Here is a 15,148-nt window from a genome sequence, read left to right on the forward strand (position 1 = left end):
ATCTAGATACACCAGGTGCGCTCAAGGTACAGTGGTGTTCCGGGCGCGCGGCGGGTCCCGCCCCTGAGAGTCTTAGAAGGCTTTCAATCTCTGCATCAATAACAATTGCCCATGTCCTTGCTCACATCGAATCGCTGGCTTCGTCGGCTGATCTGGTCTGTTCTTGCTCTTTTGCTGTTATGGCTGTTGCTGTGGGCGGTAGTGCCCTGGGTGGCCAAAAGCCAGCTGGAAAAACGGGCCGCCGAGAAGCTGGGGCGCGGCGTCCATGTGGGCAAGATCGAGTTTGCGCCCTGGGCCATGTCCATCACCTTGCACGAACTGGTGATCGATAAGGATATAAAAAAAAGTAGCTGAAACTGCGCATCCAGAGGGCTCGGCGGCTCAGAAATATCTGAAGTCTGCCGCTGAGCCACAGCTGCAGATCAAGCGCATCTTCATCAATGCCAGCGCGCAGTCCTTGTTCAGGCTCGCTCCTGTGCTGGATGCGATCGAGGTCGATGCGCCGGTGGTGCGACTGACCCAGCATTCACTGGGCAAGCTCGATATCGACGATGTGATTGCCAGGCTCTCCGAGCCTGAGGACGAAGAGCCGTCCAAGCCCTTGAGCTTTGCGCTCTACAACATTGCAGTGCGCGACGGCCGTATCGAGCTCAATGACGAGTTTGTGCAGCGCAAGCACGAGCTCAAGGACTTGCAACTGAGCATTCCTTTCATCAGCAATCTGGCCTCCAAGCGCGAGATCAAGGTGCTGCCGCATCTGGCTTTCGATCTCAACGGCAGCAAGTTCGACACATCGGGCGAGAGCACGCCGTTCACCGACACCCGCCAGACGGCGATGCAACTCAAATGGGAGCACATCGATCTGGCCCCTTATCTGGGCTATGTGCCTGCCAGCGTTCCCGTGCAGCCTCTGTCTGGCGTGCTGGACACGGATCTGCAGATCAGCTTCGAGCAAAAAGATCAGCCTGTGGTCAGCATCAGCGGCAAGCTGGCCTTGAGCAATGTCGCGGTGCAGGACCGCCAGAGCGCGCCGCTGCTGAACTTTGATGCGCTGGAGGTGCAGCTCAAGAATGTTCAGCCTCTGCAGAACCAGGTTGCGCTCGAATCGGTGCGCTGGGTCAAGCCCGAGGTTCATGCCAGCCGCAATGCGCAGGGCGTGATCAACTGGTTGGGTTTGAATGCGCCGGCCGGTGCCCCCGCAGCGCCGCTCGAGAAGGCCGTGCCTGAGCCCGCCTCCGCCGAGGCCAGCACTCCGGCCCAGGCAGATGCGAAGGCCGAAAAGCCTGGCAAGCCCCTGGTCGTCGGCGTGCAGCAGTTCGATATTGAAGGCGGCATCGTGCATTGGCGGGATGCCGCAACAGGCGCGGCGCCTGCGGCGCTGACCCTGGCTCCTTTGGTGCTGCAGGCCAAGAATCTGGCCTGGCCCATGAATGCGCCTTTGCAACTGACGGCCACTGCAGGTTTGCAAGCGGCTGAGCAGGCCCGGGTGGAGGGGGCAGCCAGGCTGGCTTTGGATGGAGAAGCCACGGACAAGGCGGGCAATCTCAATCTCAAGCTCGAGCAGATGCCGCTGCAATGGGTGCAGCCCTATATGCAAGCGCATTTCAAGCCGCAGCTCAGCGCCATGCTCAATACCGATGCCCGGATTTCCTGGGGTGAGGGCGGAGTCGTGGCAGAGGTGGCCGAGCTGACTGCCGACAAGCTGCAGCTGCAGGACAAGCAGGCCCCTGTCAATATCGAACAGATCAAGGTCAGCGGCGTTCAGGTCGATCTTGCTGCCCGGCAGGTGCAGGTGGAGGCCATTGCCGTGCAGAAGCCGCAGCTCGCGGCTCTGCGTGACGCACAAGGGCACTGGATGTACGAGCGTTGGTTGCCCGTGGCAGCGCCTGCAGCCAAGCCGGCAACGCAGGGCAGCAAGGCGGAGCCGGGCAAGCCCTGGTCGGTCAAGCTGGCAGCGATTGCCGTGGATGGCGGTGCGCTGCAGTTTCGCGATGCAGCACCTGTGCAAGGCGGGAATGCACGGCCCGTGCAGCTGGATGTGAGCGCCTTGCGCATACGCATGGGTGCTTTCGAGCCTCTGGCGGCCAAGGCAGCGCCGACTCCGCTGGAGGTCTCGGCTCAGCTAGCTGCCAGTCGCCGTGTGCAGGCTGGTCATATTCAGTTCAAGGGGCAGCTGGGTCTGACCCCTGTTTCGGCTCAGGGGCAGTTGCAGGCCCGTGCCGTGCCCTTGCATGCGCTGGAGCCGTATTTCGGTCACAAGCTCAATGTGGATCTGGTGCGTGCCGACGGCAACTTCCGGGGCAAGCTTAACTATCTGGCCCATGCCAAGGGGCCGCAGCTGTCTGTGTCGGGTGATGTGGAGCTCAACGACCTGCGCGTGCGCTCCACGCTTGCGGCTCCTGTGCAGGAGGAAGTGGGCAAGCCCAGTACTGCCAAGGGTGCGCTGACGGCGGTGCTCAATGACTCCACGGCAGACCGTGCCAAGGCACTGGCTGCGCGCACAGGCCTGGGTCTTGGCGATGATTTGCTGGCCTGGAAAACACTGGTGGTGCGCGGCCTGGACCTGAATATGCAACCGGCTCAGCCGCTGCGGGTGAGTGTGCGCGAAACCGCGCTGAGCGACTTTTTTTGCGCGCGTCATCGTGCAGCGCAACGGCCGCATCAATCTGCAGGACATCGTGAAGACCGAAAGGTCCGAGCAGTCCGTCGCACAGAACGAAGAGGCGAACGCCCAGGCGGCTGCTGGCGAGAAGCCCGAGCTCAGCAGACCCGTGGCTGAGCCCGCAAAGCCCGAAGATGTCGGCCCCGCGCCCATCATCAAGGTCGGGCCCATTGTGCTGACGGGCGGCAAGGTGCAGTTTTCCGACTATTTCATTCAGCCCAACTACTCGGCCGATCTGAGTGAGCTGAACGGCCGTCTGAGCGCCTTCTCTTCGCAGGCTCCTGCAGGCCAGGTCGAGCCGCAAATGGCCGATCTTGAAATCAAGGGCAAGGCCCAGGGTACGGCGAAGCTCGATATCAGCGGCAAGGTCAACCCGCTGGCCAAGCCTCTGGCACTGGATGTGCGTGCCCAGATGAATGACCTGGAGCTGTCGCCGCTGTCGCCATATTCCATCAAGTACGCGGGCTATGGCATAGAGCGCGGTAAGCTCTATATGGATGTGAACTACAAGGTGCAGCCTGATGGGCAGCTCACGGCATCGAACAAGCTGGTGCTGCGCCAATTGACCTTTGGCGACAAGGTGGAGGGCGCACCCGCATCGCTGCCTGTCAAGCTGGCGGTGGCCCTGCTGTCCGACCGCAACGGCGTGATCGATCTCGATGTGCCTCTGAGCGGCTCGCTCAACGACCCGCAGTTCCGTCTGGCGCCCATCATCTTCAAGGTGATCGGCAACATCATCATGAAGGCCGTGACCGCGCCGTTTGCGCTGTTGTCGGGAGCGTTCTCGGGTGGCGACGAGTCGGGCGCAGTCAACTTTGCGCCGGGCAGCGCCAAGCTCGACGGCAAGGCCAGGGAGCAACTGACCAAGATCGTCAAGGCACTCAACGACCGCCCCGCACTCAAGATGACGGTGGTGGGGGAGTCGCGTGAGGCCGAAGACAAGGAGGCCTGGAAGACTGAAGAGCTGGATCGTCTGCTGCTGGCCCAAAAGCGCCGCAACGTGATTCGCGAAGGCAAGAGTGGCGACGAGGTGATGGAGTTCAGCGATGCCGAGCGTCCGGCTCTGCTCAAGGCCGTTTACGGTCGTGCCGACATCAAAAAGCCCCGCAACATGGTCGGAATGGCCAAGGATCTGCCTGCAGACCAGATGACGGCGCTGCTGGTGGCCAGCATCAAGGTGCCTGACGATGCCATGCGCGAGCTGGCGCTGGCGCGCGGTGTGGCTGTGAGGGACTATTTGGCCACGCAACAGCTGCCGCTGGAACGCCTGTTCCTGGGCGCTCCCAAGCTGGATGTGCAGGACAAGGACTGGACGCCACGTGCCCAGTTGAGCCTGTCTGCGCAGTGAGGAAAGTGCTGCGAAACACCTTGCGATTTCGCATTTTTTGGCTTGCCTTTAAATAAAGGCGAAAATACCGGTTTGCCCAGGTGCTCATGTGCCTGGGCTTGCGCTTGGAAAGTCTGCCCTCATGTGGGCTGGCACTGGCCGGTTGCAGCGTTGACTGCGCTGGCTGCCAAGCATTTTCTGACCCTTACATGACATCTATTTCTCCTAGCAGCACCATGTCTGATGCATCTGAAGTGAACCCGGCCTCTGCCAAGAATACTGAGCAACATCCGCTGGATGCATTGACGGGTGGTGCTTTCTCCGCCGAGACGTCGGGTGATCGCGCCGCGCGCATTCGCGACTGGTTGGCGACTCAGCCCACGGTCGAGCAACTCCAGGACGTTCACAAGGAACTGAGCAAGGGCGACAAGAGTGCTGCCCGTGCCGTGCGCGAACGCCTTGACGAGATCCGTCGCACCGCGAATCAGGAAAAAATCTCCGTGGAATGGGCCGAGAAGGCTCAGGCACTGCTGGCAGCAGAGCCCTTCGATGCGGCGGCTGCGGCTGCCTGGCAGCGTGATGCCGCCAAGGCCGGTGCCGCGCTGTCGCGCGAGCCTCTGTCGCAGTTCAAGGCCCGATTGGGCGAGCGCGTGAAGGCCGTGGAGGACCTGCAGCATCGCACCCAGGTGCAGCGCGAAGTGGCGCTGCTGCTGGCGCAGCGCATCGAAGTGCTGTCCACCAAGTCCTGGAAGGATGCCAAGGCGGTGCTGGAAGCCCTGGGAGTCGATGTTGCGCGTTGGCAGGAGCAGGCCAAGGAGCTGACCGGTGACGCCAGCTGGGGCAGCGTGGACGGCCGTTTCCCGCCTCAGCTGGAAGCAGCCTCTGCACAACTGGCGCTGGTTTGGGATGCTTTCCAGTCTGCACTGGCACAGACCGAGGCTGCTGCCGCCGACGAGGCAGCGCCGTTGCCCACGGTCCCCGTCTGGGCCGACGAAATCCGCGTGGCCCGTGGTCTGCCTCCCGAAGCCGCTGCTGTGGAAGTGGCCAAGCCCGCCGCACCGCGCGCAACCGCCGCTGGCCGTGGCAAGCCCACGCCCGAGCAGGTGGAAGCAGCCAAGGCTGGCCTGGGCCAGGCTCTGCAGGCGCTGAAGGCAGAAACTGCAGCTGGCAACAGCCAGGCCGGCTCCGAGGCCGTGCAAGCCATGCGCGCAGCCATCAAGGCCCATGGACGCTTTGTGGACGAAGCGCTGGTGGGCGAAGTGCATGAAGCCCTGTTGGCCGCCGGTGAGGCCGAGGGTTGGCAGCGTCAACTGGCCGAGAAACTGCGCGAAGACCTGGTGGCCAAGGCCGAAGCCTTGCTCAACCGTCCCGAAGGCCAGGCACTGGGTGGTCGCAAGATCCAGGAAACCCTGCGCAGCCTGCGCGAACAATGGAAGCAGGCCGACCAAGGTGCCATGGCCAATCATGCGCTGTGGAAGAAGTTTGACGAGGCCTGCAACGCAGCCTACAAGGTGGTCGAGTCCTGGCACGACAAGATTCGTCAGGACAGCACGCAGGCCAAGGCCCAGCGTCTGGCGCTGATCGAAGAAATCAAGGCCTGGGCTGCAAGCAATGCGGCCAGCCAGGACTGGAAGAACATGTTGCGCGCGCTGCGCCAGTTCGGCGAGCGCTGGCGTGAAAGCGGCCATATCGGCGAAAAGCTGTTTGCCGAACTGCAGCCCCTGTTCAAGCAGGCCATGGCTGCTGCCGAAGCGCCCCTGCAGGCTGCACAAAAGGCCAGCTTGGAGCGTCGCCATGCCATGATCGACGAAGCCACGGCCCTGGGGGCAGCCCCCAGCCTGCGCATCGACGCCGTGAAGGCGCTGCAGCAGCGCTGGCAGGCCGAAGCCCAGGTGGTGCCGCTGGATCGCAAGCACGAGCAAAAGCTCTGGGATGCATTCCGCAAGCCGCTGGACGATGCCTTCAATCGCAAGAGCGTGGAGCGTGGTGGTCGCAGCCAGGTGGCGGTTGAGTTGTCCGAGCATGATCGCCGCGTGCTGGATGCGTCCAGGGCGGTCGAGGCGGCCAATGCCAGCGGCGATGCGCAAAAGATCCATGCAGCGCTGGCCGAGCTCGAAGCAGCCATCAAGGCTCAGCCCGCCAAGGCTGATGAAAACCAGCCCCAGGGCCAGACAGAGCAAGCGTCTGAAGCTGTTGAGGCGCAAGCGAGCGAAGCCGCTGCAGTGGCCAAGCCGGCACGCCCCGTGGTGGCCGTGCGTGGCGATGACCGCCCTGGAATGAGGAAGGAAGCGGCAACTGCTGCAGGTGGTCGTCCTGGCGATCGCAAGGATGGCGGCCGTGGCCGCGATGCAGCGCGTGGCGAGCGCGGTGGTCGTGATGGTCGCGACAGCCGCGATGCCGGCCGTGGCCGTCGCGAGTTCACGCGCGAGGAGCGCGGACCGCGTCTGGCCGATCCAGCCTTCCGTGCCCAGCGTGATGCCGTGGAGCATGCCCAGGAGGCTCTGCGCAAGCTGGCAGCCCAGGCGCACGGCGAGGCGCTGACTCAACTACTCGGTGCCTGGCAGGCTCGTGATGCTGCGCAGCTGCCATCGGCTCAGCAACTGGGCAGCAAGGTGACGGCGCCTGTGCGCTCTTCCTGGTCCGGTGCTGTGGCTGCTGCGCCCAAGGGCAATGCTGCAGAGGCCCTGCTGCGCCTGGAAATGGCTGCCGATGTGCACACTCCTGCCGATCAACTGGCGGCACGCCGTGCGTTGCAGCTGCAGATGCTGACCCGCCGCAACGATCCTTCGCCCCAGCAGACCTGGGGTCAGGACGTGGCCACTGTGCTGGGCAGTGCCAGCGATGAGGCATCTGCCCGTCGCCTGCAGACCGCACTCAAGCAATTGCTGCGCAAGTAAGCGACATATCGCCCCGATGGGAGGCGTTGCTCAAGAAAAAGGGAGCCGTTGGGCTCCCTTTTTTCGTATGTGCTGCGTACTGTCAGAGGGAGTCGGGGGCGCCAACGAAAAAGCCGCTGCATTTGCATGCAACGGCTTGTCGTGTTTGGTGCCCAGGAGAGGACTCGAACCTCCACGGAGTTACCCGCTAGTACCTGAAACTAGTGCGTCTACCAATTCCGCCACCTGGGCTTTCAGGGAATCTTCGTATTGTAATGCATTTTTTCTGCATTCAATCCGAATCTTCAAATTTTCTAAGATGCCGTCTGGCTTGCGAACATTCCCTTGAGGAATGTTTCCCAAGTTTGTTTCAACCCTTGCAGGTTGTCGTTAAACTTGGTGCCCAGGAGAGGACTCGAACCTCCACGGAGTTACCCGCTAGTACCTGAAACTAGTGCGTCTACCAATTCCGCCACCTGGGCATCTCAGGAAAGACATAGATTGTATATCAAGAAAATGAACCCTCGCGCAAAAGTTGCCGATATGAACGAAGAAATTTTGGGCACTGTGCAGGGCCACCGCGACGGACACGGCTTTGTCGTCCGTGACGATGGTGAGCGTGACATCTACCTTCCCCCCAATGAAATGCGAGCGGTGCTGCACAAGGACAAGGTCCAGGTGCGTATCGCCCGTCATGACCATCGCGGTCGCCCCGAAGGCCGTGTGGTGGAAATCGTGGAGCGTCCAGACCAGCCCATCATTGGTCGCTTTCTGCAAGAAAGCGGTGTGTGGCTTGTGGCCCCTGAAGACAAGCGCTACGGCCAGGATGTTCTGATTCCTTCCAACGCCACAGGTGCGGCCAAGCCGGGGCAGGTGGTGGTGGTCGAATTGACCGAGGCGCCGGCGCTGTTCGGCCAGCCTGTGGGCCGCATCACCGAAGTGCTGGGTGAGGTGGATGACCCAGGCATGGAAATCGAGATTGCGGTGCGCAAGTATGGCGTGCCGCATATCTTCTCCGACGCCTGTCTCGAGCAAGCCAAGGCGCTGCCCGAAAAAGTCCGACCCGCAGACTACAAGCACCGCATTGATCTGACCGATATTCCTCTGGTCACCATTGACGGCGAAGATGCGCGCGACTTTGACGATGCCGTGTATTGCGAGCCCGCCAAGGTGGGGCGCAGCAAGGGCTGGCGCCTGCTTGTTGCGATTGCCGACGTGAGTCACTATGTGACCACAGGCAGCGCCATTGATGTGGATGCTTACGACCGCGCCACCAGCGTGTACTTCCCGCGCCGAGTGATTCCCATGCTGCCGGAAAAGCTCAGCAACGGGCTGTGCTCCTTGAACCCCGACGTCGATCGGCTGTGCATGGTCTGCGACATGCTGATCACGGCGCAAGGTGAGATTCACGCCTATCAGTTCTACCCAGCGGTAATGCATAGCCATGCGCGCTTCACCTATACCGAGGTGGCTGCAATCCTGGCCAATACGCGCGGTCCTGAAGCAGCCAAGCGCAAGGAGCGCGTGCAGGATTTGCTGAATCTGTATGGCGTCTTCCAGTCCCTGCTCAAGGCTCGTGAGGCGCGCGGTGCCGTGGACTTTGAGACGACCGAGACGCAAATCGTCTGCGACGACAACGGACGCATCGAAAAAAATCGTGCCGCGCACTCGCAATGATGCGCACAAGTTGATTGAAGAAGCCATGCTGGCGGCGAATGTCTGCAGCGCAGACTTCATCGACCAAAGCGGGCAGCTTGGCCTGTTCCGCGTGCACGACAAGCCTTCGCTGGAAAAGCAGGAAATTCTGCGCAATTACCTCAAGGCCATGGGTGTGAGCATGAGCATCAGCGAAAACCCTTCGACCAAGGAGTTTCAGCAGATTGCCAATGCCACCAAGGACCGTCCTGACTCGCAGCAGATTCACACCATGCTGTTGCGCTCCATGATGCAGGCTTTCTATACGCCGGAAGGCTCGGGGCACTTCGGTCTGGCCTTTGAGGCCTATACCCATTTCACCAGCCCGATTCGTCGTTATCCAGACTTGCTGGTGCACCGCGTGATCAAGGCTGAGCTGAACGGCACACACTACAAGCTGCCCAGCCTGCCCACGCCGGGTGAAGCCGAAGCCAAGATGGCCAAGCGCCTCTCTTCGCGTGTGGTCGAGCCGGGGCAAAAGCCGCGCAAGCGCTCGGCGGCCAAGGAATTCCAGGCCTGGGAGGCTGCCGGCCTGCACTGCAGTGCCAACGAGCGCCGTGCCGACGAGGCCAGCCGCGATGTGGAGGCCTGGCTCAAATGCAAATACATGCGCGAGCATCTGGGTGAGGAGTTCGCGGGCACGGTTTCCTCGGTCACGACCTTCGGAGTCTTTGTGACGCTGGATGCCATGTATGTGGAAGGGCTGGTGCATATCACCGAGCTGGGCGGCGACTACTTCCGCTTCGACGAAGCCCGGCAGGAGCTGCGTGGCGAGCGCTCGGGTGTTCGCTATGGCATCGGCGCACGAGTGCGGGTGCAGGTCAGTCGCGTGGATCTGGACGGACGTCGCATCGACTTCCGCCTGGTTCGCGATGGCGAGGACGGCTTGGTACAAACACCACGCAGCGGTCGTGGCCAAGCCAAGGATGAGGGGCGTGGCCGTCGCGAGTCGCGTGACGAGCGCAGTGCGGGCGGCTATGCCGACAAGTGGAGTCGTCGCGATGCCAAGGCCAATCGCGCGCAGCGCAATGCTGCTACGGGCCCTGCTTCTGCACCTGAGCCCGATCGCGCCAAGCAGGGGCGAAAGGCAGCCAAGAAAGCCATGCTGAAAAGCGTGAATCTGGCCGCACTGGAAGCAGAGTACGCACAAGAGCAAGCCGCGCCCAAGCCTGAGCCTGTGATGGAGTCCGTCATCGAGGTGCAACAAGCCAAGCCTCGCAAGGCGGCAGGCAGGAAAAAGGTTGCAGCTCTGCTTGCGCCTGATGCTCCGGCCGTCTCTGTTGTCAAGGCTGCGGTCAAGCCTGAATCAAGGTCGGTCGCAAAGCCCGCAACCAAGGTCTCAACGAAGTCTGTGGCGAAGTCGGCTCCCAAAGCCGTAAAGGCTGCTGCCAAGCCTGCGGCGGGTACCAAGGCTGCACCGGCAAGCAAAACCAGCAAGCGCAAGACCGAGCGCTGATTGCTCTCCTATCAAGAGCTGAAAGGCCTTGCCCGATAATGGCAAGGCCTTTGTTTTTTGCAGTTTATCGATTGCCCAGACGCAGAGCCAGTGCACTGGCGCTGAATGGGAGATCTGCTGGCCAGCAATCTGCAATGTGGCCATGGCGGAAGGCTGCCTGAGTCGCTGCCATATCGGCACTTTGACTCTGTGCCCATAGCGCCGCTATCAATCCGGCCAGCACATCGCCCGTGCCGCCCGTGGCCAGGCGGGCATTGCCGCTGGCATTGATCCAGACTTGCTGCTGTGGATTGGCAACGACCGTGCCCGAGCCCTTGAGCAGCACCGTGCACTGAAATTTGCTGGCAAGCTGCAGGCAGGATTGAAGGCGGTTGGCTTGTATTTGAGCAGTGCTGGTCTGCAGCAGGCGCGCGGCCTCCAGCGGGTGGGGGGTCAAGACCGTGGTCTGCTGGCGTGCGGCGCGCTGGCTCAGCTGTTGTGCCAGTGCCGGGCTGGCCGCAACGGCGTTGAGTGCGTCTGCATCCAGCACCAGTTGCGGAGCTTGTGCCAGTATGTGAGGCAACCAGGCCTGCACGGCTTCGCCGCCACCGCAGCCGCAGACCGCGGTGGCCTGGCTCCAGTCCTGCGCGGCGGGCCGGCGCAACATGATTTCCGGCCAGGGCGCAATGCCTTGCGGTGATTGCTCGTCCAGCAAGGCCAGCATGACGCGGCCGGCTCCTGCGTGCAGTGCCGCCAGTGCCGCCAGCCAGGCAGCGCCCGTCATCGACAAGCCGCGCATGCCCAGGCCTTCGCCACCGAGCACGGCCACATCGCCAAAGCTGCCTTTGTGACTGGCGTGCGGGCGTGCTCTTGAGGAGGCAAGGCCTGGGCTGCTCAGATGTGCCGTGGGCTGTGCTACAGCGGCTAGGGTGGGCGAGCTCGGTACGTCGGGAGCACTGGCAATGCCGCAGCTCAGGTCGTCCCACCAGATTTGTCCGCAGGCATCGCGGCCCTGACCGGTGAACAGGCCGGGCTGCAAGGTCAGCAAGGCAAGCGTGTGGCGTCGTTGGTCGGTGGCGATATGGCCAGGCACGAACTCCCTCAGATATTGACCGGTATCGGCATCGAGGCCTGAAGCAACGTCTACACAGAGTACGTTGCAGGTGCAGTGCTGAACCTGGGCCAGCAACTGCAGCAGGCGCTGATCGGCAGCCGAGGTCTTGCCGGAAGTGCGCGAGCTCAGTCCTATGCCCAGCAGTGCATCGACGCACAGGTCTTGTGGTTCCAGATCGACGGGGGCGTCATCGAGCCACTGCACGCCAGCCTGCAAGGCCTTGTCCCGGGAAGTCTGCGCGTCGGACGGAAGTTCGGCAGGTGCGCGCACTTCGCTGACCATGATTCGCGCATGGGGCAGCATGGCCCGGAGCTGAGCTGCCGCCTCAAAGCCGTCGCCGCCGTTGTTGCCCGGGCCGCAGGCAATCCAGATGCGTTGCGCGTGCGGGGCTATTGCCGTTGCCAGCCTGGCGATGGCAAGGCCTGCGCGTTCCATCAGCCTGTGAGGCGGCAGGCGCTCGGCGCAAGCCTTCTCAATCTGACGCGTGGCAGTGGTGCTGAACAGCGGCCAGCCTTGACCAGCGGAAATGGAGGCGGGCGGGTTGTCGGAGGGAGAAATGCGCAGCATGGTCCGAGGATAGCCTCCGGCTGCGCATTTGTGGGTTTTGATGATTTTTGCCTTGTGATTCAATAACCATAAGCGGTTATAGCTACAAAAATGGAAGTCAGTCGCGATTGAGTATGGCTTCGATGTCCGCGCTGATATTCAGGATGGCATCGTCGTGCAGGGCGGCATGCCAGATCATCAGGCCCATGGGGAGCTCGTTCGGGTTGTGGCACGGCAGTGACAGGGCGCAGCCGTCCAGCATATTGACCACGCTGGTATTGCGCAGCAGCAGGCCGTTGACGCGGAAAAATTCTTCGTCACGCCTGAGGTCGGCTGCAGCATCGAAGCCGTTGGCCGGAGCGACGGAGGCAATCGTGGGTGCCGTGATCGGCGTGGTGGGCGAGAGCAGGGCGTCATAGCCAGCAATGGCGCTCTCCATCTTGGCAATCCAGCGCTTGCGCGCGGCCAGCAGATCCAGATAGTCGGCAGCGCTCATGCTCGCGCCGCGCTCTATGCGCGAGCGCACCCGGGGATCGTAGAGCGCGGCTTTGGCGGGATCCTGCAGATGGCGCCGGTGCCAGGCATAGCTTTCGGTGGGGGAGAAGCCGCCGATGGTGTTGATGCCGTCCAGCTCTTCCAGCTCTGGCAGGTCAATCCATTCGATCTGCGCGCCGCCGGCTTGCAGCTTGGCGATGCTGCGTTCGAAGGCGCTGCGCACGGCGGGTTCGATCTGTTCGAAAAACAGGGGACGGGGCACTGCCAGACGCCACTGGCTCAGGCTGCGTTCGTCCTTGACGACTTTGCGCTCGGCCAGAATCTCGTGCAGCAGCACGGCATCGCGCACGCTTCGGGTAATGGCGCAGGCGGTGTCCAGTGTGGGCGAGAGTGGCACGGTTCCTTCGGTGGGCACCAGCCTGGCCGTGCTTTTGAAGCCCACCAGTCCATTGAGCGCAGCGGGAATGCGGATGGAGCCCCCGGTGTCCGAGCCCAGAGCCGCCCAGGCGGCGCCGCTGGCAACGGATACGGCTGCTCCTGACGAGGAGCCGCCGGGAATGCGGGCCGGCCATGTGGGCGCCAGCTGAGGATTGGCGGGGTGGCGGGCATCCAGCGCGGCAGGGGTGCCGAAATGCGGGTTCACACCCACGCCGGAAAAAGCGAACTCGACCATATGGGTGCGGCCGATGATGGCGGCACCTGCCGCGCGCAGGCGGGCGACGGCCGTGGCGTCTGCCTGCGCGACGGGAGCATCTTGCAGCACCAGGGAACTGGCAGCACTGCGCGCACCTTGGGTGTCAAACAGATCCTTGACCGAGATGGCCAGGCCGGCCAGGGGGGCAGTCGTTGGTGTTTCTGCAGCGGCCCAGCGTGCCTCGTCAAAGAAAGTCTGGCTGAAAACGTTGGCGCACAAGGGACTTTGCGCGGCAGCAATGCTCATTTGCATGAGGTTTGCGGCGCTCTGGCGGCCTTCGCGTATCTCAAGAGTGAGGTGACTGAGGTCGAGTTGCATGGCGATGTGCTAAAATTTTGCGGCTTTGCTAAGGGTTAGTCCGTGAGGATTGACTTGAAAAGCTCTGAAAGTGGTTGATGCGATGGCGTTTTTGCACCTTGCAGCACCTGCTTTCAAGTCGGCAAGGCAAATAGCAAACCGGCCTATCCAAGGTGTTGCGATCGCTTTTTCAAGGCGGCTGCAATCGTTGGGCCGGATTTTAGACCCAACCTTTGAGGTAATTAACATGGCAGTAACAATGCGCGAGATGCTGGAAGCCGGCGTCCACTTCGGTCACCAAACTCGTTTCTGGAATCCCAAGATGGCTCCGTTCATCTTCGGTGCCCGTAACAAGATCCACATCATCAACCTGGAAAAGTCCCTGCCGATGTTCCAGGAAGCCCAGAAGTTCGCCAAGCAGCTGACTGCTAACGGCGGCACCATCCTGATGGTGGGTACAAAGCGTCAAGCCCGTGAGCTGGTGGCCGAAGAAGCCAAGCGCGCTGGCGTGCCCTTCGTCGACCAGCGCTGGCTGGGCGGCATGCTGACCAACTTCAAGACCGTCAAGACCTCCATCAAGCGTCTGAAGGACATGAAGGCTCAGCAAGAAGCTGGTCTGGAATCCATGTCCAAGAAGGAACAGCTGATGTTCGTTCGCGAACTGGAAAAGCTGGAAAAGGACATCGGCGGCATTCAGGACATGAACGGCCTGCCTGACGCCATTTTCGTGATCGACGTGGGCTTCCACAAGATCGCTATCGCTGAAGCCAAGAAGCTGGGCATTCCTCTGATCGGCGTGGTTGACACCAACCACAATCCCGATGGCATCGACTACGTGATCCCTGGTAACGATGACTCCGCCAAGGCCGTGCAGCTGTACGCCCAAGGCATCGCCGACGCTATCCTGGAAGGCCGCGAAGCCCGTCTGAACGACGTGGTGAAGGCTGCTGCCGGTGAGAACGGCGACGAGTTCGTGGAAGTGGAAGAATCCGCCGCCTAAGCGAAGTCCGGCTGCGCGACCGCATCGCGAGAAAAAGCGGGGCTCTAGGTAGCCCCGTTTTTTTTAGCCGGAATCCTGTAACGAATCGAACTGATACTGGAGAAATACGATGGCAATTACTGCAAGCATGGTCGCCGAACTGCGCGCCAAGACCGACGCCCCCATGATGGAATGCAAGAAGGCTCTGACCGAAGCTGATGGCGATATGGCCAAGGCTGAAGAGCTGCTGCGCGTCAAGCTGGGTACCAAGGCTGGCAAGGCCGCTTCCCGCGTGACTGCTGAAGGCGTTGTGGCTGCTTTCATCGACGGCGGCAAGGGCGGCCTGATCGAAGTGAACAGCGAAACCGACTTCGTGTCCAAGAACGACAGCTTCCTGGCCATGGCCAATGCCGCTGCCAAGCTGGTCGCCGAGCATAATCCCGCTGACCTGGACGCTCTGGGCGCTCTGGCCTACGAACAAGACGGCTACGGCCCCACTCTGGAAGACGTGCGCAAGGGTCTGATCGGCAAGATCGGCGAAAACATGTCCTTCCGTCGCTTCAAGGCTTTCAGCGGCGCTGGCCTGGCTGCCTACGTGCACGGCACCCGCATTGGCGTGGTGGTCGAGTTCGACGGCGACGCTTCTGCTGCCAAGGACGTGGCAATGCACGTGGCCGCCATGAAGCCCGTGGCTCTGACTTCCGCTGACGTGCCTGCTGACCTGATCGCCAAGGAGCGCGCTGTGGCCGAAGGCAAGGCAGCCGAATCCGGCAAGCCCGCCGACATCGTCTCCAAGATGGTGGAAGGCTCCGTGCAGAAGTACCTGAAGGAAGTGTCCCTGGCTGACCAGGTCTTCGTGAAGGCTGCTGACGGCAAGCAAACCGTGGCTCAGATGCTCAAGGCTGCCAACACCAATGTGAAGGCGTTCACGATGTATGTCGTGGGTGAAGGCATTGAGAAGAAGACTGATGACTTCGCCGCTGAAGTGGCTGCCCAGGTGGCAGCAGCCAAGGCTGGTGCTTAAACCT

The 15,148-nt window shown here is 61.9% G+C and carries 5 protein-coding genes, 2 tRNA genes and 2 pseudogenes; 5 read left to right on the forward strand and 4 right to left on the reverse strand.

All coding sequences use genetic code 11. The annotated features are described in order from the left end of the window. The first annotated feature begins 111 nt into the window (after nucleotides 1-111). Together V8Z78_RS09835 and V8Z78_RS09840 are read left to right on the forward strand one after the other, a co-directional pair. Nucleotides 112-4,010, forward strand: a pseudogene (locus tag V8Z78_RS09835) (DUF748 domain-containing protein). Nucleotides 4,011-4,225: 215 nt separating this feature from the next. Continuing rightward, complete coding sequence (locus tag V8Z78_RS09840) at nucleotides 4,226-6,886, forward strand: DUF349 domain-containing protein (protein WP_349731296.1); 2,661 nt, start codon at nucleotides 4,226-4,228, stop codon at nucleotides 6,884-6,886. A 146-nt stretch (nucleotides 6,887-7,032) separates the two neighbouring features. Here V8Z78_RS09840 and V8Z78_RS09845 read toward each other — a convergent pair. Then, nucleotides 7,033-7,117, reverse strand: a tRNA-Leu gene (locus V8Z78_RS09845). Nucleotides 7,118-7,262: 145 nt separating this feature from the next. Next, nucleotides 7,263-7,347: transfer RNA gene (locus V8Z78_RS09850), tRNA-Leu, on the reverse strand. Nucleotides 7,348-7,381: 34 nt separating this feature from the next. Between V8Z78_RS09850 and rnr the strand changes: the two are divergent. Next, nucleotides 7,382-10,016: pseudogene (gene rnr / locus V8Z78_RS09855) on the forward strand (ribonuclease R). Between the two features lie 64 nt (nucleotides 10,017-10,080). On the opposite strand, the gene V8Z78_RS09860 reads toward rnr, so the two are convergent. After that, nucleotides 10,081-11,676 carry an NAD(P)H-hydrate dehydratase gene (locus V8Z78_RS09860; protein WP_349731297.1) on the reverse strand — a complete coding sequence of 532 codons (1,596 nt, stop codon included), beginning with the start codon at nucleotides 11,674-11,676 and terminating at the stop codon, nucleotides 10,081-10,083. Nucleotides 11,677-11,773: 97 nt separating this feature from the next. Next, a complete protein-coding gene (locus V8Z78_RS09865) occupies nucleotides 11,774-13,162 on the reverse strand; it encodes an amidase (RefSeq protein ID WP_349731298.1) in 1,389 nt (462 codons plus the stop codon). A gap of 226 nt (nucleotides 13,163-13,388) precedes the next feature. Between V8Z78_RS09865 and rpsB the strand changes: the two genes are divergently transcribed. Both rpsB and tsf read left to right on the forward strand, forming a co-directional pair. Next, on the forward strand, nucleotides 13,389-14,141 hold the full coding sequence (gene rpsB / locus V8Z78_RS09870) for a 30S ribosomal protein S2 (RefSeq protein WP_003067383.1): 753 nt from the start codon (nucleotides 13,389-13,391) through the stop codon (nucleotides 14,139-14,141). Between the two features lie 109 nt (nucleotides 14,142-14,250). Beyond that, nucleotides 14,251-15,144: a translation elongation factor Ts gene (tsf, locus tag V8Z78_RS09875; RefSeq protein WP_012839129.1), complete on the forward strand. Its 894-nt coding sequence runs from the start codon at nucleotides 14,251-14,253 to the stop codon at nucleotides 15,142-15,144. The last annotated feature ends 4 nt before the right edge of the window (nucleotides 15,145-15,148 follow it).

This window comes from Comamonas sp. wu1-DMT (assembly GCF_040187805.1).
GTDB classification, from domain to species: domain Bacteria; phylum Pseudomonadota; class Gammaproteobacteria; order Burkholderiales; family Burkholderiaceae_C; genus Comamonas; species Comamonas thiooxydans.